This is a genomic window from Chloroflexota bacterium (genome assembly GCA_016875875.1).
GTDB lineage: Bacteria > Chloroflexota > Dehalococcoidia > GIF9 > UBA5629 > 9FT-COMBO-48-23.
In genome coordinates this window covers 18,227-39,103 of sequence record VGOP01000008.1, presented here as the reverse complement: position 1 = coordinate 39,103, position 20,877 = coordinate 18,227, and the positions used below count along the sequence as shown (strand labels likewise).

General features: G+C 48.7%; 25 protein-coding genes. 9 read left to right on the top strand and 16 right to left on the bottom strand.

Going from position 1 to position 20,877, the window contains the following annotated elements:
* Positions 1-41: 41 nt before the first annotated feature.
* The 10 genes from FJ023_06945 to FJ023_06900 all read right to left on the bottom strand — a co-directional run bounded on the left by FJ023_06945 (position 42) and on the right by FJ023_06900 (position 10,555).
* Positions 42-2,195 carry a 4Fe-4S dicluster domain-containing protein gene (locus FJ023_06945; GenBank protein ID MBM4447070.1) on the bottom strand — a complete coding sequence of 718 codons (2,154 nt, stop codon included), beginning with the start codon at positions 2,193-2,195 and terminating at the stop codon, positions 42-44.
* On the bottom strand, positions 2,192-3,019 hold the full coding sequence (locus FJ023_06940) for a lactate utilization protein (protein MBM4447069.1): 828 nt from the start codon (positions 3,017-3,019) through the stop codon (positions 2,192-2,194). Before FJ023_06940 ends, FJ023_06945 begins: the two co-directional genes overlap by 4 nt.
* Positions 2,949-4,214, bottom strand: a complete 1,266-nt coding sequence (locus FJ023_06935) for a DUF2088 domain-containing protein (protein MBM4447068.1) — start codon at positions 4,212-4,214, stop codon at positions 2,949-2,951. The genes FJ023_06940 and FJ023_06935 overlap by 71 nt, the downstream gene beginning before the upstream one ends.
* Before the next feature lie 77 nt (positions 4,215-4,291).
* Complete coding sequence (locus tag FJ023_06930; GenBank protein MBM4447067.1) at positions 4,292-4,963, bottom strand: hypothetical protein; 672 nt, start codon at positions 4,961-4,963, stop codon at positions 4,292-4,294.
* A 168-nt stretch (positions 4,964-5,131) separates the two neighbouring features.
* A complete protein-coding gene (locus tag FJ023_06925) occupies positions 5,132-5,386 on the bottom strand; it encodes a hypothetical protein (protein MBM4447066.1) in 255 nt (84 codons plus the stop codon).
* Positions 5,386-6,813: a tRNA lysidine(34) synthetase TilS gene (gene tilS, locus FJ023_06920; protein ID MBM4447065.1), complete on the bottom strand. Its 1,428-nt coding sequence runs from the start codon at positions 6,811-6,813 to the stop codon at positions 5,386-5,388. The genes FJ023_06925 and tilS overlap by 1 nt, the downstream gene beginning before the upstream one ends.
* Before the next feature lies 1 nt (position 6,814).
* Positions 6,815-7,426 carry a histidine phosphatase family protein gene (locus FJ023_06915; GenBank protein ID MBM4447064.1) on the bottom strand — a complete coding sequence of 204 codons (612 nt, stop codon included), beginning with the start codon at positions 7,424-7,426 and terminating at the stop codon, positions 6,815-6,817.
* Positions 7,427-7,437: 11 nt separating this feature from the next.
* Complete coding sequence (locus tag FJ023_06910; protein ID MBM4447063.1) at positions 7,438-8,568, bottom strand: M48 family metallopeptidase; 1,131 nt, start codon at positions 8,566-8,568, stop codon at positions 7,438-7,440.
* An 18-nt stretch (positions 8,569-8,586) separates the two neighbouring features.
* On the bottom strand, positions 8,587-9,228 hold the full coding sequence (locus FJ023_06905) for a DUF2344 domain-containing protein (protein MBM4447062.1): 642 nt from the start codon (positions 9,226-9,228) through the stop codon (positions 8,587-8,589).
* Positions 9,209-10,555, bottom strand: a complete 1,347-nt coding sequence (locus tag FJ023_06900; GenBank protein ID MBM4447061.1) for an HlyC/CorC family transporter — start codon at positions 10,553-10,555, stop codon at positions 9,209-9,211. The genes FJ023_06905 and FJ023_06900 overlap by 20 nt, the downstream gene beginning before the upstream one ends.
* Before the next feature lie 63 nt (positions 10,556-10,618).
* Between FJ023_06900 and FJ023_06895 the strand changes: the two genes are divergently transcribed.
* On the top strand, positions 10,619-10,891 hold the full coding sequence (locus FJ023_06895; protein ID MBM4447060.1) for a hypothetical protein: 273 nt from the start codon (positions 10,619-10,621) through the stop codon (positions 10,889-10,891).
* Positions 10,892-10,914: 23 nt separating this feature from the next.
* Here FJ023_06895 and FJ023_06890 read toward each other — a convergent pair whose 3' ends face one another.
* Both FJ023_06890 and FJ023_06885 read right to left on the bottom strand, forming a co-directional pair.
* Positions 10,915-11,097 carry a hypothetical protein gene (locus FJ023_06890; protein ID MBM4447059.1) on the bottom strand — a complete coding sequence of 61 codons (183 nt, stop codon included), beginning with the start codon at positions 11,095-11,097 and terminating at the stop codon, positions 10,915-10,917.
* Positions 11,098-11,243: 146 nt separating this feature from the next.
* Positions 11,244-11,984, bottom strand: a complete 741-nt coding sequence (locus FJ023_06885) for a hypothetical protein (GenBank protein MBM4447058.1) — start codon at positions 11,982-11,984, stop codon at positions 11,244-11,246.
* Between the two features lie 260 nt (positions 11,985-12,244).
* On the opposite strand from FJ023_06885, the gene FJ023_06880 reads away from it, so the two are divergent.
* Complete coding sequence (locus FJ023_06880) at positions 12,245-12,511, top strand: hypothetical protein (protein ID MBM4447057.1); 267 nt, start codon at positions 12,245-12,247, stop codon at positions 12,509-12,511.
* On the opposite strand, the gene FJ023_06875 is transcribed toward FJ023_06880, so the two are convergent.
* Positions 12,501-13,898, bottom strand: a complete 1,398-nt coding sequence (locus FJ023_06875; GenBank protein MBM4447056.1) for a bifunctional folylpolyglutamate synthase/dihydrofolate synthase — start codon at positions 13,896-13,898, stop codon at positions 12,501-12,503. The genes FJ023_06880 and FJ023_06875 overlap by 11 nt on opposite strands.
* Before the next feature lie 170 nt (positions 13,899-14,068).
* Here FJ023_06875 and FJ023_06870 point away from each other — a divergent pair, with 170 nt between their 5' ends.
* From FJ023_06870 to FJ023_06840, 7 genes are all read left to right on the top strand, one after another.
* A complete protein-coding gene (locus FJ023_06870; GenBank protein ID MBM4447055.1) occupies positions 14,069-14,494 on the top strand; it encodes a hypothetical protein in 426 nt (141 codons plus the stop codon).
* A gap of 178 nt (positions 14,495-14,672) precedes the next feature.
* Positions 14,673-15,047: a hypothetical protein gene (locus FJ023_06865; GenBank protein ID MBM4447054.1), complete on the top strand. Its 375-nt coding sequence runs from the start codon at positions 14,673-14,675 to the stop codon at positions 15,045-15,047.
* A gap of 109 nt (positions 15,048-15,156) precedes the next feature.
* Entirely contained in the window at positions 15,157-15,963 is an 807-nt protein-coding gene (gene pyrF, locus FJ023_06860; GenBank protein MBM4447053.1) for an orotidine-5'-phosphate decarboxylase, read from the top strand.
* A 4-nt stretch (positions 15,964-15,967) separates the two neighbouring features.
* Complete coding sequence (locus tag FJ023_06855; protein ID MBM4447052.1) at positions 15,968-16,186, top strand: DUF951 domain-containing protein; 219 nt, start codon at positions 15,968-15,970, stop codon at positions 16,184-16,186.
* A 144-nt stretch (positions 16,187-16,330) separates the two neighbouring features.
* The gene (locus FJ023_06850; GenBank protein MBM4447051.1) at positions 16,331-16,813 is read left to right on the top strand and encodes a MarR family transcriptional regulator; all 483 of its coding nucleotides are present in this window, start codon (positions 16,331-16,333) and stop codon (positions 16,811-16,813) included.
* A gap of 108 nt (positions 16,814-16,921) precedes the next feature.
* Positions 16,922-18,145, top strand: a complete 1,224-nt coding sequence (gene dinB / locus FJ023_06845; protein ID MBM4447050.1) for a DNA polymerase IV — start codon at positions 16,922-16,924, stop codon at positions 18,143-18,145.
* A gap of 78 nt (positions 18,146-18,223) precedes the next feature.
* Positions 18,224-19,159, top strand: a complete 936-nt coding sequence (locus FJ023_06840; GenBank protein ID MBM4447049.1) for a branched-chain amino acid transaminase — start codon at positions 18,224-18,226, stop codon at positions 19,157-19,159.
* 102 nt (positions 19,160-19,261) lie between these two features.
* On the opposite strand, the gene FJ023_06835 is transcribed toward FJ023_06840, so the two are convergent.
* The 3 genes from FJ023_06835 to FJ023_06825 are packed head-to-tail and all read right to left on the bottom strand — an operon-like array spanning position 19,262 to position 20,866.
* The gene (locus tag FJ023_06835; GenBank protein ID MBM4447048.1) at positions 19,262-19,825 is read right to left on the bottom strand and encodes an aldolase; all 564 of its coding nucleotides are present in this window, start codon (positions 19,823-19,825) and stop codon (positions 19,262-19,264) included.
* A 49-nt stretch (positions 19,826-19,874) separates the two neighbouring features.
* Positions 19,875-20,522 carry a transcriptional repressor LexA gene (gene lexA / locus FJ023_06830; GenBank protein ID MBM4447047.1) on the bottom strand — a complete coding sequence of 216 codons (648 nt, stop codon included), beginning with the start codon at positions 20,520-20,522 and terminating at the stop codon, positions 19,875-19,877.
* Between the two features lie 35 nt (positions 20,523-20,557).
* The gene (locus tag FJ023_06825; protein MBM4447046.1) at positions 20,558-20,866 is read right to left on the bottom strand and encodes a 30S ribosomal protein S20; all 309 of its coding nucleotides are present in this window, start codon (positions 20,864-20,866) and stop codon (positions 20,558-20,560) included.
* Between the last annotated feature and the right edge of the window lie 11 nt (positions 20,867-20,877).

The window sequence follows — 20,877 nt, the reverse complement described above, 5'->3', positions numbered from 1 at the left end:
ACGTCAGATTGTTTACTAGACGCCTAGCCCAACCACGTTACTTACAAGGACCTCGCCAGAAGTTCGGCGCTGTGCACTACCTTGATTTTGCTCTGGCGCTTGTCTAGGCCGCCTCTGAGATGGAGAACGCAAGGTAGGCAATTTGTAACTACAGTGTCAATGCCAGTTGCCTCGATGCTATTAAGCTTTCGCTTCAGAATCGAAGCAGACAGCTCCGGGTAAGCGAGCACAACATGACCGCCAAAGCCACAGCAGGCATCGGCATCTGCCATCTCAACCAACTCAAAGCCTTCCCGTTCCAGCAGTTGCCTGGGCTCATTAAAAACACCGAGTCCCCGCCTTAAATGACAGGGGTCGTGGTAAGTGATTTTCTGGTTTCGTGAGGGCTTTTTTTCTGCTGAAGGCTTCAGTTCTAGGACTAGCTGCGAGAAGTCACGAATTTTGTTGGAAATGGCTCTGGCTCGCTGCTTCCACTCAAGCTCACCAGCGGTCAACTCCAGATACTCTCGCTGTAGCACAGCGGCGCAGCCGGGACATACGGTAACAATATAATCTGGGCTCATCTCTTCAAGCGCAGCGATGTTCGTCTTGGCCAAACTGAGAGCGGTTTCAGTATCGCCAGCAAACAACGCCGGTGCGCCACAACACGCTTGCTCTATCGGATAGTAAAGCTCTGCGCCAAATTCTTTCACGACCTTCAGCACATCTTCACCGATTTCAGGGTAGGCATAGGCGGCCACACAGCCGGAATAGAAAGCCACCTTAGGCTTGCCCACTTCCTTTGGCGTCGGGTAGTCCTTCAGTCTGTCACGCAATGGCTGATGCGACAGCGCCGGAAGGCTGATGGTCCGCGTCAGCGAATTCAATGGATAGGGAAGCCGCCTTATCATAAGGTCTTTGTCAACGAAAGGCTGTTGTAAGTATGAGCCGATTCTTATCGTTCTATCTAATCTTTGCGGGTGCTTCAAGATGCTCCGGTAGACCATCTTGCTCATCCACGGCAAGCCTTTTTCCTCTGCCAAACTGGCTCTTAACCGCGTTATCATCCCCGGTATATCAATTCGGGCAGGACAGGCTTCCTTACAGGCCATGCAGCCCAGGCATAAGCTCGCCACCTCCTCCGCCTCGTCCATGCTATGTAAAAATGCAGTTAATATGGCGCCAATGCCACCCTGGTATATATAGCCGTAAACCTGCCCGGCAAGCGAGGCGAAAACCGGACAGACGTTGAGACAGGCACCACACTTAATGCAATACAGCGCCTCCCTGAAATCAGCGGATTCTCTCATCTGCCAGCGCCCATTATCCACCAAGACTATATGGACTTCACCAGGGCCACTGGCACCACGCAGTGTGACCCCAGGAATGACGCTAGTACGACTAGGCCCGGTGATATGAGAGACATATACTGGCATCTTCATACCCACAGTGCATCGGCTGAGCAGTCTGAATATGGTAGCCGCATCTTCCCATCTAGAGACCAACTTCTCATAACCGACCACTGCCACATGCACCGGAGGCAGGGTGGTTGCCATGCAGCCATTCCCTTCGTTGGTCACGATAACTAGGGTTCCGGTCTCAGCTATGGCGATATTGGCTCCTGACATGCCCATGTCGGCATCAATATAAGACTGCCTTAAAGCACGACGCGCCGCATCCAGCAGAGCCTGAGGATCAGGGCCAAGCTTTTCACCTGTTGCCTTGGAGATAAGCTCAGCCACCTGTTCAATGGTCTTATGTATCGCCGGCCCCGTTATATGCGCTGGCCTTTCCCCAGCCAACTGGACAAGCCACTCTCCTATGTCGGTTTCCGTTACCTCGATGCCGGCTTTTTCAAGATGTTCCCTCAACTCGATTTCCTCACCAAGCATGGACTTCGACTTGACTATATGTTTCACACCTCGTCCCTGCGCCAGCTTTAGCACATAACTATTGGCATCCTCGTCATCCTCAGCTTCATACACCACGGCACCAGCCTTGGTTGCTTCTGCCTTAAACTGCTCCACCAATTGCGGAAGGTTGGCGATGGACTTTTCCTTTATACTGCGGATTTCTTTGCTTAAAGAATCAAAATCAAGGTCAGTGAATGCTATCTGACGCGCAAATTTAATCAGCACCATCAGTCTGGTAAGGGCGGTCTGTAGATTTTCGTCCGCTAGTGCCTTATGCACGCGCTTGGTCATGGCACGGCTCATTTTGCACCTCGCTTACCTGTAGCCTTTTTCACCAGCACAATGTGCTCCTCTGCAGGCCCCTGAGCCCTGGCTAATATGGCACCGGGTATATCGGCAGTTGTATTTCTGCCGGTGATATAGGTGGCATAGCTCGATATTCTCTGACTTGGCGATCGCCCGACAAGCGACTTAAGCCTGGCAGCAGCGTCTTCCATGGTCGGGACTATGTTTCCACAGTCGACTATCGTCAGGTGGAAACGAGGTAAGACAGCAACCAGGCGCGAATTGCCCTCGTTGCTCGCTACGACTAAAGTCCCTGTCTCAGCTATGGCAACATCTGCCTCTGATATACCCAGATCGGCATCGATATAAGACTTTCTCAATGCTCGCCAGGCTGCGTTCAATAAAACCTGAGGGTCGGGGTTTAGCTTCTTGCCTGTTGCCTTGGAGATAAGCTCAGCCACCTGCTCAACGCTTTTCTGCTTGGCTGGCCTCTGCCCGGCTATCTGGGCAATCCATTCGTCAAGGTCGGTCTCTTTTACCTCGATGCCGGCTTTCTCAAGATATCCCCTCAATCCAATCTCATTAGCCACCGCGGATTTCGACTTAACCGCATGCTTCACATCGCGCTCCCGCGCCAGCTTTAGTATATAGTCGTTGATATCACCGGTGTCTTTAGCTTCATACACTATCGAACCAGCCCGCGTAGCCTCTGCCTTGAACTGCTCTATAAGCTCCGTAGTTGCTGTAGACATCTCCAGCCTCCTCTGAAAACTAAGACCACGACACGTATTGGATTGTGCCATCAGGAACAACCGCCACCCGGGCACCACTTGGAAAATCATGCGTTAGAACATCTATCACCTCTGGCCAGGTCTTTACCCATATAGTATCTGGTATAGCCAGCCAGTCGGCCATTGATTTCTCAAATTGCGGCGACAATACCACCAGCTTCTTCAACCACGGTAGCTGGAAGTTAACAGCGTTGAATAAGCGCCCCCTTGTGCTCCTGCCAAAACTGCCCAGTAGATAATGCACCACCTGGCCAGCAGGACAGTCCATGATTAATACCATGTCGCCGCCTTTCTCTATCAGCATCGGTATGCCTATAAGTAAGCCAACTATAGCTTCATTACCTTTGCTGTAAGCATTCACTACCACCACATCGGCACCTGGCACAGGTTTTGTAGCATAGTGTGGCACGGCAAACTTAACCGCCTCGTAGTATTCAGCTTGAGGCTCACCGGCAAATATAGCGCAGGGTTCTCCCTGACCATTGATTATGGTATCAACTTTGAAGTCAAGACCCACCATTTTTGCTGCCTCGTTAAAATCACGAACCATGGGATTTTCAGCCCAATTGCCCGGGCCCACAGTATTCCCCCGACCTTCCTCTTTGGCTTTTATCTCCAACAAATGGAAAGCCTCGATCGATTCTATGGAAGCTATGCCGGGCAGGACAATTTTGCCACCACCACCGAAACCGGTTTGGGCATGCGGGACCACAGAACCAATACCGATCTTCAGGTCGCAGTTCATTACCTCGGAATTGACGGATAGCTTGGTACCCTGTGAGGTCTGCCCCACATAGGTGCAGTTCTCATAGATATTGTGATTATAAGCCGGGAACCTGTCCAATATCTCGCTGCCCAGCTTATTTTGAAAGTCCTGGAAGGTATGCGCGCCATGGGCACCAGTGGCACAGATGAATCTGATAGCATCATCAGGAATGCCTGCTGCCTCTAGCTCCCTCAGAACGTATGGTATCAAATCAGCAACTCTGGTAGGACGCGAGATATCATCGAAGATTATGGCCACTTCGGCTCTGCCTCGGGCCAGTTTTCTAAGGGTAGGACTGCCTACAGGATTATTAAAGGCAGCTTTTATCTGTTCCGGGGTTATCTGAGGAATGTCGTGCCCGTTCATCAGGCAAGGCACCACCTCCCATGACTCAGGGAATGTCAATTGCAGTTCTCCCTCCTCATACCACATTTGTCTGGGTAGGACTACAGTCTTTGCGTTCATTGCTTGTTTTCCCATGTTACAGAACCTAGGACCCTTTGCTGCTGCTCAGGGTGACATGATAACAAACTTTAATTGAAATCGCTTGGCCGAGTCTATCTTTGCCCCTTTTTTCCCTGTTTCTTAAGCTTTATGCGTTCTAAGGCACGTTGCTGAAGCTCCTCACTATACTGCCGCCAGGGGTCTGCCTCACCTTCTCTAGTCTTCATCTCAAAAAGGCAAGTTTCACGGCCTTGAGGGATGGAGTAACGGAAGAAAGCATCGAAATTGCCCCTATCACCCCATAGCTCACGTGCTGCCTGCATAGTGCCCTCAACAAAATATCGCTGCACTCGGCAGTCGAAAGGCTGATAAACATCCTGATGCGGGCAATAGAGAATGTGAAAACCAGCCTCATCCTGGTTCTTAATAAAGGTCTCCTCTATAGAGGCGTACAGGACCTCATTCAACCAGCTAGCCATCAACGAAGCCACCTCTATATCGCTCAAATCTGGAGGGATTTCAACTCCCGAAGCCATCTCCAGAAAAATTTCCCTTCCCAGGTCGTTTATAGCACGTCTGCATACCTCCTGTCCTTCAGCACCGAAACGCTCCTCGACCGCCTGCAATATTCGCAATACCCCCAGAGCCATCATCTGTCCCCAGACAAAGGTGGTCGCCGGGTCATAGTCGTCACGACTCAAACACGTGGAGCGGAAATTCTCCATTGCCTTTTTGAAGGGAAAACGCAGCGGCAACCGCTCACGCCGTTCACCTATTTTGTTCATAAATTGCCTCCTTTTGTTTCTAACTGTCATTGCGAGTAGCAGCCAGGCTTTAGCCTGGCATTATTTTTAACGTGTAGCCCCGAGGTTTTAACCTCGGGGGCTCGACCTATTTGGAGATTGCCACGCTTCGCTCGCAATGACAGAAATGAATCACACAACAAACTCAATCTAATGATTTGCCAGTTCCACTACGGTGACCCCCAGTCCACCCTCACCATAATCAGCCAGGCGATGGGATTTGACCAGAGGATGTTCTGCCAATATCTCGTGCACTGCCTGGCGCAGCACCCCCGTCCCTTTGCCATGGACAATGCGCACATAAGGTAGCCCAGCCATGAAGGCAGCATTAAGGTAACGGTCGAGCTTTGGCAAAGCCTCATCCACCGTAAGCCGACGTAGACGCAATTCCAAATCCACTGCCATCAGGTTAACCTTTCAAACCGTAGGCACAGTATCTCCTTCGTATTTTCAGTGACCTTAACCCTATCATCTATTCTCCAGCCGACAACCCATAATATTTGCTTTGGCGAGCAAACCAATGGTACACGGTCTCTCCAGGAACGGGGAATCCTGGAATCAACCATGAAGTCCTGGAGCTTCTTGGTTTGACTCATACCCAGGGGCTGGAAACGGTCACCAGGTCTGCGTCTCCGCACTGTCAATTCTCTACCGACCTTAGCCAAATCGAAGCTGGCAGCAAGACCATTGTCATCGCCAACCACCTCTTGAATTATATCCGCTCTAACCCGCCAGCCAGGCAAATCAGTTTCGCCGGGAATATTAATATCTGAAGCGCCTCTGAGAGAAGGTAATGGGCATATCGAAGCCTGAGCCGATGCTAAGACCAGATGACTATACTCTGTAGACAACGTCAAACCATCCGGGAGGCATAATCTTTTGCCCGCTGGTTTCGATAGAAAATCTATCATTGCCTCAATGTGGTCAGCCTCGATGTCCTTAAGATTACCACGGAACTGCTTAATTGCCATTCTAAAGACCTGTCTCTGTATGGCACGCGGCAAGTCAATCAACTTGTTTATATCCAGGTATATTGCACCAGCCTCCTCCTTAGCTAGCTCATCCCACAACAATGAAGCCTGCTCTTCGATAAAAGAGATGTCATCGCCAGCAATAGCTGCTAGCCTGATAAAAGCCTCATCAATATTTGTGTTGTAACTTCTGAGCACAGGTATCAGCTCAAGGCGAATGCGGTTTCTGAGAAAAGTTGGCGATACATTGGAGGAATCGCTCCGCGGAGCCAGGTTGTATCGCTGGCAGTAGTCCAGCGTTTCCTGCCGTGTAATATCAAGCAATGGGCGCACTACTTCAAGCCACCCACTGTTTTCTCCGTATGGCAATATGGAACAAGACTGCAGGCCACACAGTCCTGCTGTACCCGCCCCACGCAGTAGATGCATAAGAATAGTCTCAATATGGTCATCACGGGTATGTCCCACCACCACCTTAGAGGCACCTATCTTATTGGCTACTTCGGCCAAAAAGCCATAGCGTATCTCCCGGGCGGCTTCCTCCAAGGAGCCACCTTTCTGGTCACGATATGCTGCCACGTCTCGACACTCAATCGTTGCCGGCACACCCAACCTACAAGCCAAATCAGAAACATAGCTGGCATCTGAATCAGATTCGGCATCTCGAAGCTGGTGATTGAGATGAGCTACATGCAGTTCTATCCCCAGCTCTTTTCGCTGCTGCGCCAACATATGAAGCAAACAAACTGAGTCGGCGCCACCGGATACCGCCACTACCAGCTTGTCACCCGCTGAAAAAAGACTATGCTCACGGATAAAGCTGGTAACTTTTTGCTCCAGCGTTTTCTCTTTCCTGGCCAACTCAGTCCTCTCTTAGATGACAAGTATCACCCAATGATACCAGGCGGGTCTGCCCATCTCCCAATTCAATTATACTAATACTGCCCGTCTGTACTCTAATCCGCTCAAGGCAGCTGAGTGGCCATACCAGAGCTTTGCAGATAGTGACCACAACAGTAAAGAAATGGCTCACCACCACTACTGTTTCCTCCTCATGTCTCTTCATTATAGGCTGAATGGTTGCCCACACCCTGTCCGCCATTTCAACTACACTCTCACCACCAGGCAATTTATTCACGCCCTGCCCCTGCCGCCACTGGAGCAAAAACTGGCTAAAATTAGTGCCAAGTTCGGCTATAGATACACCTTCAAGTTCACCAACCTCCATCTCCCGCAAATCGGGCTCCACTTGCACTGTTAAATTATGGTGGCTAGCAATAGCCTGCGCTGTATCAAAAGCGCGTTTTAACGGGCTGGAATAAATGGCGTCGATTTTCGTTTCCTGTAGCGCCAGCCCCAGCCTCTCTGCTTGTTTTCTCCCGACCTCGCTTAACTCAACATCACTGCTGCCACCCTGAATCCGTCGTTCCTGATTCCATGCAGTTTCGCCATGTCTAACTAGAATAAGTCTAATCGCTTGCCTCCTTAAGGAACCTTCAAATTATAGCGCCGAGCCAAATCCACTCGCTTAGTATATGGTGGATGGTCATAAAATAATAGCTCCACCCAACGGCTGGGGTCGGCTACAGCCAGATTCTGGTCAGTGAGCTTGGTCATTGCCGTGACGAAAGCCTGTGGGTTGGCCGTCAGTTCCAGGGCGGCCTCGTCAGCCGATGTCTCCACATAACGACTATAGGCGTTAATAAATGGCGTTACCATCAAGCCAAAAGCGGCTAGAGATAGGAACAGCACAGGGAAGGCCGCTACATCAGCAATCCCTTGAAACCCCAAAGGCATGATACTGGCTCTTAAAACCCAATCAGACAGGTAGAAGGCTAGCAGAACCATGACAGCTTGAATAGCGATAAGCTTGGGAATATCCCGGTGGAGGTGATGGCCCAATTCATGTGCCAATATAACTTCAACCTCCTCCGCAGTGTATTGCTGGAGCAGAGTATCACTGAGAATAATACTTCTCGTCTTGCCCAAACCGGCTAACATGGCATTAGCTGTAGTGCCTTTGCTGCTCAAATCTATGGTGAATACACCGACAATCTGAGCTGGCACACGCTTTGCCAGATTCATCAACCTTTGCTTAAGCTCCGCATCACCGAGAGGCTCTAACTTAAAGAAAATAGGCAAGAGTAATGTGGGCGTTAGCCGCGTTAGCAGCAAGCTGAGCAGAAATAACAGTATGCCAGCCCATAACCACCAGAAGTCTGGGAAGCGGTCTAATAACCAGTAAATAGCGATAACTATTGCCAAACCTAATAAAAAGCCCAAGGCTGAGGCTTTAGCTCTATCTGCTAGCCAGGCACCGAGCTTTTGACTTGACAAACCGTAACGTCGTGGCAATATAAAGCCTTGGTAATAGGACAACGGCATCATTATTAACCCCAAACCAACTACCAAAATAACAAAATACAAAGCCGATGCCCAGGGTTGAGAAAAAGCTAGGAAATAGCCAAGTTTGACTGAGATACCACCGAAGATAAGTGCTAGCAGCAGTGCGCCGACTACTGCTAACTCGGCAAAGGACAGGCGCCTCATAAGCCTGGCGTATTTCTTAGCCAGTTCTTGACGCTTAGTATTTAAACGAGGCTCTGCTAGCTGCATTGCTTAACCGACTTCGATTCAGCTCAAAATCAGATTGATGCGATGGATGGATTTAGGACGTTGGGAGAAACCCAGAGCCTTAGCCACTTGCTCCGGCCTGCCAGCGCCCCTTTCATCGCAGCGCAATCTCATGCCTAAAACACACAAAGAATCTTGGCAATCGATAAGCCACAGGTCATCTACCAGGGCACGCAAATCATAGTAACGGGCTCCTGTATCTCTGAGATGGTGCCACGGTAATTCCTTGGCTGAAAGGAAAGATTGTAAAGCCGCCTCAACGTCCTGAGACACCTTTTCTGTCTTTAGCTCAACCCTATACTCGACAAATCTAACCTGAGATTGAAGTGACGGAACCTTCGGCCCAACTGGCCAAACCTCCAGCAGCTCGATGCCACGAGGTAATTGCTCCCCTACCTGAGCCATAAAAGATTGCGGAGACACCCATCGGGACAGGAAGACATCCATTAGCTCAGCTTCACTGGTCACACCCACTAATAAAGGAGCTGCCAGGGCAATCTGCGGATGGGGAGTAAAACCTTCCGAATAAGCTAACGGGAGTCCAGCCCGACGTAGAGCCCTCTCCCAAAGCCTCATCAAATCTAAGTGCGAAAGGAACTTGAGTTCTTCACCACGGCTAAACTTAAGGCGCAGGCGCTGCATCCTTTTCCTTGGTCACATGAATCCTCTCTATCTTCCGCCCCCGCATTTCAAGTATAGTCAGTTTTAGGTCTTTATACCTCAAGTGCTCACCCTGTTTTGGAATGCGTCCCAGATGGCTCAGAATAAAGCCGGCTACAGTCTCATAGTCACCAGTAGGCAAGCTTAAATCCAATTCTTCATTGACTTCCTCCACCCTGAGGCCGGCATCAACCTCGAAAGTGTGGGCATCAATAGTTACAAAGTCTTTCTCCTTGTCTGCCAGCTCGTCACCGATAACACCCATTATCTCCGCAGTCAAGTGCTCCAGTGCTGCTATACCAGCCACGCCACCATACTCGTCAACAACTGCTACCATGTGGTAGTTGTTATCCCGCATCTCAGCCAGAAGTTCACCCAGGCGCTTGGTCTCGGGTACAAAATGCACCGGTCGAACCAATTCATCAATCGGACTATCCGCCTTTAGCGAGTTATTGGCCTGAGCCATCAGCACATCTTTAATCGATAAAACGCCCACCACATTATCAGTAGTCCCTTTGTAAACAGGGAAACGAGAGAAGGGATATTGGCGATAGATATCAAGAAATGCGGTTAGGCTCGTTCCCTGTTTCAGCCAGGTAACATCTGTCCGGGGCTGCATTACCTCACTGACCGGTCTATCGGCGAATTCAAAGGCATTATGCAACATCTCGGCTTCATCTTCTTCCCAAACCCCTTCGGCCTCGCCAACGGTAATTGCGGTGCGGAATTCCTCCTCGCTAATCGTCGGCCTCGGCGCACCCCCTTCCTTAGCTACCTTGGTGAATCTTATGCCGATATGGTTCAGGACATAGACGAATGGATAAAGGACAATCGAGATGAATTCTATTGGCCTGGCATAGAGCAGAGCTATTCGTTCCCCGTAGCGAGCGCTAAAGCTTTTGGGAATAAATTCAACAAGAACTAAGGTCAATATTGTGATGACAATAGTGGCTATAGCTGCTCCTAAGTTCTCACCCCACAGTGATATAGCCATCACCGTACCCAGAGTAGCCACCGCCGTCTCAAAGAAATTGATGCCCAGAAGAACAGTAGCCAGGAACTTCTCCGGCCGCTCCAAAATCTTGGCCACGACCTTAGCATTGGGGTGATTGGTATGTATCAAGTGCTTGAGGCGAAGTCTCTGCATGCCAATAAAAGCCGTCTCAGCACTGCAGAAGAAGGCTGCCGCTAATAGGGAGATCAGAAACAATATTAAATATAGACTGTTAATGTCTTCCATATGCAACCCAACCACATGTCTGGCCGGGTAATTCAATATCATCATAACATCGGGCTTTGGCAGTGTCAAAGAATTGGTAGCCGTTGCCTATTTTGCATTTCCATATCTTAAGCAGTATTATCACCCTTAGAAATGGTCCAGATTGAGCTTATCCCCGACCTGTCTCATTGCATCGAAACCGTAGCCAGAAAAGAGTATGAGAATCTGGTGCGCAGTTACTTGCAGGCTGGCAAAACTGATAGTGACTTTGAAGACAAAGTAGAGCTTCTTCGGAGCTTTTTGGAATCAGCCGATTTCAGAAAGCTGCGCCAGCAGAGCGAGGAATATCTGCTAAAGGGGCAGAACATAAAGTTTATTCTATTCCGAGAGCATGGAAAGGCTCAGTACAAGATGGTCCGCTACTAGCGGTAACTATCTTTGAGGTTGAGTTAGGTGCCCCGTTTCTCGTAATCTGGGCACCAGGTGGCATTAGGCCGTTCTGGACGGTGGCAGGCACTTCGCCAGTCCCACTTACAGCTATCGCAAAGCACGATGTGCATACCCAGCATCCTCTTGATGCGGATTTTAGTCCTGTCTAGCCAGCTCGGCCATAGTTTCCTGCTTTTGGGCATTCAAACCTCACTGCCATAACTATAGTAAAAAGTCTACCCAATTCAATAAGCCTGCGTCAAAAAATGCCCATGACCTCAGCAAAAAGTCAAGTATATAATTGCCTAAAACTTATAAACTCGTATGACGAACTGAATGCTTATTAGCGCTATGTCACTACCGGCGACGGGCGCTCCTGGAAGGGATGTGTCCTGGCTACCAGCGAGAAAAGATACGGATACTTTGATTTCAGGTGTTCCACATAGGACAGCCACTCGACTATTAGCTGACGATACACCCGCTGAATATCGCCGGCGATATGTTTAATGTCAGCCTGTGGCATGTCATCCAGCGATTTCCGCGCCTCCAACTCCTCGGTCAGGTGGAAAGTCGCCCAGAGCAAATCTGTAAAGCGCTCATGCTCCAGAAGATTAGGGTTTTCCAGCAGCGCCAGCAAAAATTGCCGCTTCTGAACAAGTAACTTTTTTAGCCCGTTGAGGTCTATGCCGCTACAATCTGGCTCACCATCGATGGCTCTAGCAAATGCCATCGCCTTCTTGAAATCTGCTCGAGTCCAGTTTGGTCTAACAGCAAGGTGCCGGCTGATATCATTGCCTTTCTCAAAGCAACCGAGAAGCCTTTGCAGTAACTCGTTTCCCACCTCGCTGAAAAAAGCCCCCACCACCATATTGAGCTTTTGCATGATGGCTTGCTTCTCACGGCGAGCCAGCACACGCTCAATCACAATTACCACCAGAAAGACTTCAAGTGGTAGGAAAGCCAGATCACCGACCAGGTAAATAAAGATGTGATGAACATCGTGAAAAATTAAGTAGTGAACAAAATATATCAGTGCGGAGAGCGCAATAAGGGTGACGGCAAGAATGATGAAATTTAAGTAACGTCTCATTGCTTTTTCCTACTCCAGCAGTGTCTATCCGTGGGTTTCTCTGCCAGATAATACCATACTCCCAGCAAGGGTGGGAAGGGCTACGGAATCCAGCACTGTGCTACGCTCACATCTATCCGGGATGCAGTACCACGAAGCATTGGATCGTGTTCTGCTGATAGTGTTCTGAAAATGAGAACGTGGAATGATGTAGAGCCAGCAAAGCGTGGTCGTGGACTTTTCCCTGGTCAAGTAATATACTTATTCGTGGAGGTTTTGCCATGCATTCCAGTCTTATCGGTAAGGTTGAGAAGGCCAAACGCTATGCCCAGGAGCCAGACCGTGTTACCCTTTCAGAATTTTCCGCTGATTTTCGCGGTGAGCATAACAACTATACTGTAACTTATAAAAGTGATAAATGGCATTGCACCTGTCCGTTCTTTTCGCAATGGGAGACTTGCAGCCATACAATGGCATTACAGCGGCTTTTCGCCGAAGTATTACCTAAAGAGGCAGTTGCTCCTCCTACTACTAACCTCACCGGTTGACATCTGCCGCCCTAGTGATGCAATCAATTGCCTCGGCTACAACGAAGAGGGAACCTGTAACCAGGATGAGGTTTGTCTTTTTGGCTAAGGTCAGAGCCTTAGATAATGCACTAGAGATATTTTCACTCACATCCACCTTAATGCCCAGCTTGGCAAATTCCTCGACCAATATCGAGGTAGAAGCTGCCCTGGGATGAGAGGAAATGGTAATGATAACATTGTCGGCAAGAGATTTAAGCTCTCGTGCCATCCCGGGAATATCTTTATCGCACGAGGTGCCGAAGATAACAAAGCACCTATCACATTGAAAGTACTTCTTTATAGCTTCTACTAACTTCCTCATCGAATAGGCATTATGAGCTCCATCAATGACCACCATCGGCTCGCGGCCCAGAATCTGAAGCCTGCCCGGCCAGCTTACTTTAGTGAATCCTTGGACAATACTTTGGGCTGAAATCTTGGCGCCGAGGCACACTAAAGCTTCTAAGGCGGCTATGGCTGTAGCTGCGTTCTCCAACTGGTGGTCACCAAGCAGTGGGATGGTCAGGTCATAATTGCCGGTTTTGCCTTGAACTGTCAGTGTTTGCTGATATAGGTCACCGCCTGTTTTGTGCCAGGCGATGTCTTTGCCGACTTGAATTAATCTTGCACCTTGCTGCCGGCAGACCTGCCTAATTACTTTAGCTGCTTCGTCAACTTGTGGAGAACTGACCACAATGCATCCCGGCTTGATTATACCTGCCTTTTCGGTGGCTATCTTGGCAATAGTGTCACCCAGAATCTCGGTATGGTCAAGGCTAATCGAGGTAATAACGCAGACATCGACTTTGGCTATGTTCGTGGCATCAAGCCTGCCTCCCAATCCCACCTCAAGAACTTGGAAGTCCACCTGGCTGTTCTTGAAGTAAGCAAAGACGACGGCGGTCAATATCTCGAAGGTGGTCAGCTCACCATAGGCAGCTTCCTTGTTTACCTTTTCAACGATTGGTTTGAGTCTTGTCACCAAAGCCGCGAAATCGGCCTCGGAAATCATAGTGTCGTTAATCCTGATGCGCTCTCTTAAGGTATGGAGATGTGGTGAGGTGAATAATCCTGTTTTGTAGCCAGCAGTGATGAGAGCTTGGGAAACCATGGCTGCGGTGCTTCCCTTCCCCTTGGTGCCGGCTATGTGAACTGTCTTGGTTCCGAGGTGTGGGTTGCCCAGCGGCTGCAGCAACTTTTCCATCCGCCGCAGGTCGTAGTTAGCCGATGTGTAGGCGATGCCCGGGATTTTCTCGTAGTCAGTAAAACTTAAGATATAGTCTTCGGCCTGGCGATAGTCCATCTGAAGTCTCATTATATCACTGGGGAGTGTTTTAGGGCACAAGGTTATGCTTGTTTCTCTCATTGCTAACTACACAATCCGTCACAATGTTAAACTAGCCAAGGGAAAAGACCAATAATAAAAGCGGTTTGCCCAGAGCAGCGGTTGCCAAAATAAGAGTATTATCTATCACAGTCTGCTGTTAATGCTGAGCTTTACACCAGATTATGTAGTATCTATAATGTATGCTTGAAATGGAAATCGCGAGTCTTCTACATAACATTGGCACTATCCTTGGTTTAAGTGGAACAGTTGTTTCAGCTGTGGTTATGCTGCGTCTAAGGACAGATGAGCAGCGACTGCACCGCGGGCGCATCGCTCGTCGCATTGCGCCCATAACCTGGTGCGGGTTTATCCTTCTGATTCTCAGCGGAGTGATGTTGACCCTAGATTATGAATACGGGTACACCATCATATTTGGAGTGAAGCATCTCTTGGTTGCAATACTCCTTGTGGATGCTCTATTCATCCATTTTCGTTATTTCCCACGCTATTTCCAACAGGTGGGAACCGCTGAGTTTGACAAGACTTACGCTACAATGCGTCGCATTGGTACTTTATCCGTGGCTTGTTGGGTCATTGTGCTCGCGATTTCAGTCCTCGCGATGTCGGAAGATTAGGGCTGCTTCACTAGAAATCACCTCTTGTAGCACTGAAGCTGAACAGAAAGCCACATTGTTATGTTATTTTGGCAGTGACGGAACCTTCAAATAAATGGGGATATCTGGGAGGCAGATGGCTCCTACGAAAAACAGGAGACGCATTGCGTTAATCGAATAAAGTCAGTATCATAGCACCATGTTTGAGTTTCTGTTCTGGCTCTACCTGGTCAATGCAGCGCTGCTAATAACCCACGAGATAGACTCGGCATACTGGAAAGAATGGGAACTGTTCAAGCTCCCCGGAGGCAGCGCAGGATTTGTGTTACTCCATTTGCCGCTCGTCTTTCTCATCCTGTGGGGATTGGTACTGGTATTCCAGCGCTCCTTCGCCGGCCTGACACTGTCACTCATTCTAAGCCTCGGTGGAATTTTTGCCTTCACAATTCATATCATGTTCATCAAGAAGGGCAGAAATGAATTCAAAGTGCCAGTATCTCTGTTTCTGCTTACAGCAACCCTGTTCGTCTCGCTTGTTCAAGCCGCCTGCACAATTTACCTTTTCCTGATCTAGTTAACAACATCGTTTTGTTACTAGAAGCTGAAGTCTCGGTCTACCTCGCCGGAAATAAAGTGACGTGACTTGGAGTATTTACCTTCATAAGCTATAATTCGGGTTAGACATGAAATTTGTTGATAAACTTCTGGCGGCTAGCCGTCAAAACAAGAGCCTGCTTTGTGTTGGGCTTGACCCCGACCCAGGGCTGATGCCCAAAGTGAGCCTTCTGGAGTTTAATAAGGCTATCGTCGATGCCACCGCCGACTTGATATGTGCTTATAAGCCCAACCTAGCTTTCTATGAAGCTCTGGGTATTGACGGGCTTAAAGTTCTACAGAAGACAATCGAACACATACCTGACCATATCCCGATAATCGGCGATGGCAAGCGAGGTGATATCGGCAACACGGCTAAAGCCTACGCTAAAGCCCTTTTTGAAATATTTGGCTTCGATGCAGCTACGGTCAGCCCTTACCTCGGTTTCGATTCAGTTGAGCCGTTTATCGAGTATAAAGATAAAGGGGTTTTTATCCTGTGCCGGACGTCTAACCCCGGGGCAGTGGATTTCCAAAATCTAGTTGGCATTCAAGGCATGCCGCTATATGAAGCGGTAGCCCGTAAAGCCAAGGAGTGGAATGTCCAGAGCAATATCGGCTTGGTGGTCGGGGCTACTTATCCTGATGAGTTGAAATCTATTCGGCAATTGTGTCCAGAGATGCCACTTCTCATCCCGGGCATTGGGGCACAGGGTGGTGATTTGGCTTCAACGGTGAAATATGGTATTGACGCCCATGGCGAAAAAGCGATTATCGCTGTCTCGCGGCAAATTCTTTACGCTTCTCAAGGAAAAGACTTTGCTCAAGCTGCCCGACATAGTGCACAAGAACTACGCGATAGTATCAATAAGTTAGTTAGCCAGATTATCCGATAAGAGAATGGAAATAGAGCTGGGCGATGTAGTCCGCTTACGGAAAAAGCACCCTTGTGGGGGTGATGAATGGCAGGTGGTGAGGGTCGGTGCTGATATCCGGCTAAAGTGCTTTAAGTGTCAGGGGCAGGTTCTTCTGGAGCGGGGAATCTTCGAGCGCCGAATGAAGGCCTTGGTCTCGAGAAGCCAGTCGCCAGCTAAAGCTAAAACTGACAGCGCTATCTAAAGATTGCCTTTGTTTTTTGCAGATTGTTGTGATAGAATCAATCTATCAGGTAAATTTTTTATCCTTGGTGAACTAATTTGCCGAGTGCGATGTTTAACCCTATCGGCTAATTAGGGAGTTTTTAGTTTCAGGAGGGAGGAAATCATGCCAGAAGCTTCAGAAATGGACCGGGACTACAATTTGTGGGTGCTGCTGCATCAGGTGAGCGACATAATATTTAATGCCAGGGAAGTGGAATTGCAACAACATGGCTTTCCAGCCACACAGGCTGAGGTGCTGTTTGTCATTAAGGCTATCGGTGATAAGGTGACGCCGGCCCAGATATCACGGATGATGTTCCGACGGCCTCACTCGGTTTCTGGAATTATAGACAGGATGAAAAAGGCCGGGCTGGTGAAGAAAACCAAAGACTTGGACAGAAAGAATTTGGTAAGAATTACCCTGACTGAGAAAGGACAGCAAGCTTATAAACAGGCGCTGAAAAGGAAGTCCGTGCAGAAGATAATGTCTGCTCTTTCTGAAGCCGAGCGCCAAAAACTAAAGTCCCTCTTGGAAACGTTGAGGAATAAAGGGCTTAAAGAACTTGGGATTGACCCGAAGAAGCTACCACCCCCGAAGTTTGTGTGAGACCCGAAAAACTTAGTTTAGCTTTTTAGTGCGAGGCTTCAGCCTCGCACTAATTTTTCATATTGAGGTTTTCCTTGTCAGCTTTCCGCCTCTAGTCTATAATCGGTGTTGAACGTGAATCGCTGCATTTTACATATTGACCTGGATGCCTTTTTTGTGTCTGTAGAGCAAGTGCTGGCTCCGAGCTTGCGCGGTAAGCCGGTAGTAGTTGGTGGGCGGCCTGACCGCCGTGGTGTGGTAGCCTCAGCTTCTTATGAAGCCCGTGTTTTCGACATTCGGGCTGGTATGCCTCTGGCCCAGGCTTATCGTCTCTGCCCTCAGGCCATTTTTCTTCAGGGTAGTTTTCCCACCTATCGCGATGCGTCGGAAAGATTTATGACGATTCTGGCTGATTTTTCCCCTTGCTTGGAACCAGCAGGACTGGACGAGGCTTATCTTGATATTACTGGCTGTGAAGCTTATGGCACTCCACATCAACTGGCATTGCGCATAAAGGAGCGTGTCAGGAAAGAGCTTAAGCTGATTGCTTCGGTGGGTGTGGCTAGTTGTAAAGTGGTGGCTAAAATTGCTTCTGACTCGGGTAAGCCGGATGGCTTGGTTGAAGTGGGTACTGGCCAAGAAAAGGAATTCTTAGCACCATTGCCTGTGGCCAGTTTACCCGGCGTTGGCAAAAAAACAGAGCAGGTGTTGAAGGCGATGGGAATAAAGACTATTGGTCAATTGGCAGCTTTGCCACTTGAAGCAAGCAGGAGTAGTTTGGGTGTTGCTGGAGTAATGATTCATCAATATGCCAATGGCATAGATAACCGCGAGGTGGAACCACCCGGCGAGGCTAAATCTATTAGCCGAGAAACTACTCTTGCTGAAGACACATTGGATCACGCCTTTCTTAAGGCCGTCCTGCGTTATCTCTGTGAGCGAGTCGGCGCTGAACTGCGTCAAGAGGGCAAGCAGGCAAGAACTATAACCTTAAAATTGAGGTATGCCGATTTTGAAACCATCACCCGCCGCATTAGTTCGAAAGAAGCTACAGATGCTGATGAAGTCGTCTTTGCTGGATTAGTTAAGTTACTTGAGCAAGCTTTGGCTAGAAAGCGGAAACTGGTGCGACTTGTTGGTGTTGGAGTATCAAACTTAGTCGGTTATGGCAAGCAACTTCATTTGCTTGATTCCAGGCCGCAGCGGCTGACTCATTTAGATAAGGCTATTGACCGTATCCGCAACAAATACGGCTTTACCGCAATTCAAACTGGACGCACCTTGCCGCTTAAAGATATATTCGATAGGCGTGAAGGTGATTACATATTAGAGACCCCTTCGCTTTCCCGTTAAGCTTGTCTTTGTCAGCAGTCAAGGTTATAATTGAGCCCGACTTTCCCGTATTGAAATTTAGAGAAAAAGGAGGGAGAGATGCCTCCATACGCTTTTTTCCGAAAGCAATTTATGCCGCTTGCTGAAGCCAAAATTGGTGTTCTAACCCATGCTCTGCATTATGGTACCGCTTGTTTTGAGGGAATTCGCGGCAACTGGAATGATGAGCAGGAGCAACTGTTTTTGTTTCGTGTTAAAGACCATTATGAGCGCATGCTTAAAGGCTGTCGTATTTTGAAGATAAACCTTCCTTATTCGGCTGACGAAATGTGCCAATTAACCGTGAAGCTGGTGGAAAAGAGCGGCTACCGTGAAGACGTTTATATCCGCCCCTTGGCTTACAAAAGCTCAGAAGCTATCGGAGTCAAATTACACGACTTAGAAGATGATTTCCTCATCATAGTGGCTACTTTGCCCGCTTATCTCAATGCTGATGAGGGAGTTCGCTGCTGTACCTCTTCGTGGCGGCGTGTTGATGATACCATGATTCCAGCCAGGGGCAAGATTACCGGCATCTACGTGAACAGCGCTCTGGCTAAAACCGAAGCTAACGAGCGAGGCTTCGATGAAGCCATTTTGCTTAACCACGATGGTCATGTTTCCGAAGGCAGCGGTGAGAACATCTTCCTTGTCCTGGGTGATAAGCTGCTAACACCACCAAGCTCCGATAATATCCTATTGGGCGTTACTAGAGATACGGTAATCCAGCTAGCTCGAAATGAGCTGGGCATAGAAACTGTGGAAAGGTCAGTAGATCGCACCGAGCTTTATACCGCAGATGAGGTGTTTTTTACCGGCACTGCTGCTCATGTCAGCCCGGTCATTGAAATTGACCATCGCCCGGTGGGAGATGGGAAAATAGGAAAGGTGACCAAGGAATTACAGCGCCTATATTTCGACGTAATAAAGGGCAAGAATCCAAAGTATCTCCATTGGTGCACTTCGGCATATTCTAAACTGGTAAAGGCAAAATAGAGTTAATCTTAAAGATTAGCCAAATGGTACCAATAACCTGACTGCAATCGCTGGTTATTTTCGGATTTTATCCCCAAGCTTATAGTTGCCGGGTGGGAGTGGCTAGCGGAGCTTTATTCGCAGGGTTTTGAGCAGGTAGAGAAGACGGCAACTTTCTTCTAAAGCTGTAGTATATTGGTAAGCTTCTTCAAGCAATTGAGCGGCAGCAAAGCTTCCATGGCCATATACTAGAACGATCTTGCATCTTGCGAGTGCCTCGGCTATTTCTTCAGCAGGTTCCTCAGGCTTCACGGTTGTTCCCCAGCCTAGAATCGGCACTTTTGGCAATAGTAGACTTCCTTCGACATCACAAGGGGTGATTTCTTGTTCGGAAAAAGATAAGGCAACCGCATAAGCAGGGTGGGCATGGACTATAGCCGAGGCTGGCGTGCGTTTATATATGGCGCGATGGACTGCCAGTTCTGTTGAGGCTAAGGGGGTGAACCGGTCGTTTTTATTGATACCAGTTTCCACAATGTCATGTTCTTCAAGACAACTCAACATGCTGCCTCGGTGAGTGATGCATAAGCGTTCTCCTAGTCTAATGCTGAGATTACCACTGTGAGAGGATACCAAACCTCGGGCACAGAGGTCGCGTCCAACAGCCTGAAACTGAGAAATCAGCATTTATCTTACTTTTACACTAATTTTGCACTGAGAGTCAAACTGAACATTTTCATCGAGCTAGCTGACGAATTACGGTAATAACCTTGCCTTGAATTTCCACATTATCTGGAGTGGTATAAATGGCGTGCATCTGGGTATTTGCCGGTTCGAGGCGAATACGGTTGGTTTCTCTGAACAATTTTTTGAGGGTGACTTCCTTTTCTGCCTTGAGCCAAGCAGCTACCATATCGCCATCTTCGGCGTTGTTCACGTATTCCATTAAAACAATATCGCCGTCCTTTATCAGGGCGTCAATCATGGAGTTTCCCTTCACCCTAAGGGCATAGACCCTCTGTTTACGCCGCGTCAAGTCCTCAGTAACTTCAAATTCTTCAGAGGCAACTGTGTCCCAAGTTTCTGAATGAGGAACTGGAATTGGCTCACCGGCGGCTATTTCGCCTATTATCGGTACGGAGACGGTATGGCGATATCTTGGCCGATTGGTCACAAGTTCGATACCGCGTGATATGTCAGCATGACGGCGAATGTATCCTGTTGCTTCTAACTTAACCAGGTGATATGCCACTACCGAGGTAGAACTTATCTCGCAGCCGCTGACGATATCCCTGACTGTGGGCGGGTAGCCTCTGGTGTCAATAAATTTTCGAATAAACTGGAGGATACGTTTCTGTTTTGGCGAGAGCGCTTTACGAATCATGACAAATGTTGGCGCAATTAGGTTAAATTGTTTTTTCAGGCTTTGTCAGCACTGGTTTCCTTCTGTTCAGCAGTGCTGGAAAGCTTGGCTTGATTAAACTTTTTCATCAAGCGCGACTTGCGCCTTGCGGCCGTGTTAGGATGGATGACACCCTTTTTGGCAGCTCTGTCTAGAGCACTTATGGCAGCTGCAACTGCTTCTTGTGCTGGTTCAGGCTGGTTGCTTGAAATAAGCTTCTCTGCCCGGGTCACACGGGTCTTGGTAGCACTTCTAACCGACTTATTTCGTAGTCGTTTTCTTTCTGCTGCTCGTGCTGCTTTTTCTGCTGATTTACTTCTGGGCAATCCTGACTCCT

Coding starts and splice junctions, on each gene's coding strand:
- FJ023_06895 (MBM4447060.1), top strand. CDS start 10,619: ATGGTCCAGATTGAGCTTATCCCCGACCTGTCTCATTGCATCGAAACC.
- FJ023_06840 (MBM4447049.1), top strand. CDS start 18,224: ATGCCTCCATACGCTTTTTTCCGAAAGCAATTTATGCCGCTTGCTGAA.
- FJ023_06875 (MBM4447056.1), bottom strand. CDS start 13,898: ATGAGAGAAACAAGCATAACCTTGTGCCCTAAAACACTCCCCAGTGAT.
- FJ023_06890 (MBM4447059.1), bottom strand. CDS start 11,097: ATGCCCAAAAGCAGGAAACTATGGCCGAGCTGGCTAGACAGGACTAAA.
- FJ023_06905 (MBM4447062.1), bottom strand. CDS start 9,228: ATGCAGCGCCTGCGCCTTAAGTTTAGCCGTGGTGAAGAACTCAAGTTC.
- FJ023_06880 (MBM4447057.1), top strand. CDS start 12,245: ATGCATTCCAGTCTTATCGGTAAGGTTGAGAAGGCCAAACGCTATGCC.
- pyrF (MBM4447053.1), top strand. CDS start 15,157: ATGAAATTTGTTGATAAACTTCTGGCGGCTAGCCGTCAAAACAAGAGC.
- FJ023_06835 (MBM4447048.1), bottom strand. CDS start 19,825: ATGCTGATTTCTCAGTTTCAGGCTGTTGGACGCGACCTCTGTGCCCGA.
- FJ023_06850 (MBM4447051.1), top strand. CDS start 16,331: ATGCCAGAAGCTTCAGAAATGGACCGGGACTACAATTTGTGGGTGCTG.
- FJ023_06935 (MBM4447068.1), bottom strand. CDS start 4,214: ATGGGAAAACAAGCAATGAACGCAAAGACTGTAGTCCTACCCAGACAA.
- FJ023_06885 (MBM4447058.1), bottom strand. CDS start 11,984: ATGAGACGTTACTTAAATTTCATCATTCTTGCCGTCACCCTTATTGCG.
- FJ023_06855 (MBM4447052.1), top strand. CDS start 15,968: ATGGAAATAGAGCTGGGCGATGTAGTCCGCTTACGGAAAAAGCACCCT.
- FJ023_06865 (MBM4447054.1), top strand. CDS start 14,673: ATGTTTGAGTTTCTGTTCTGGCTCTACCTGGTCAATGCAGCGCTGCTA.
- FJ023_06870 (MBM4447055.1), top strand. CDS start 14,069: ATGGAAATCGCGAGTCTTCTACATAACATTGGCACTATCCTTGGTTTA.
- FJ023_06945 (MBM4447070.1), bottom strand. CDS start 2,195: ATGAGCCGTGCCATGACCAAGCGCGTGCATAAGGCACTAGCGGACGAA.
- FJ023_06940 (MBM4447069.1), bottom strand. CDS start 3,019: ATGATTTTCCAAGTGGTGCCCGGGTGGCGGTTGTTCCTGATGGCACAA.
- lexA (MBM4447047.1), bottom strand. CDS start 20,522: ATGATTCGTAAAGCGCTCTCGCCAAAACAGAAACGTATCCTCCAGTTT.
- FJ023_06925 (MBM4447066.1), bottom strand. CDS start 5,386: ATGGCAGTGGATTTGGAATTGCGTCTACGTCGGCTTACGGTGGATGAG.
- FJ023_06930 (MBM4447067.1), bottom strand. CDS start 4,963: ATGAACAAAATAGGTGAACGGCGTGAGCGGTTGCCGCTGCGTTTTCCC.
- FJ023_06910 (MBM4447063.1), bottom strand. CDS start 8,568: ATGCAGCTAGCAGAGCCTCGTTTAAATACTAAGCGTCAAGAACTGGCT.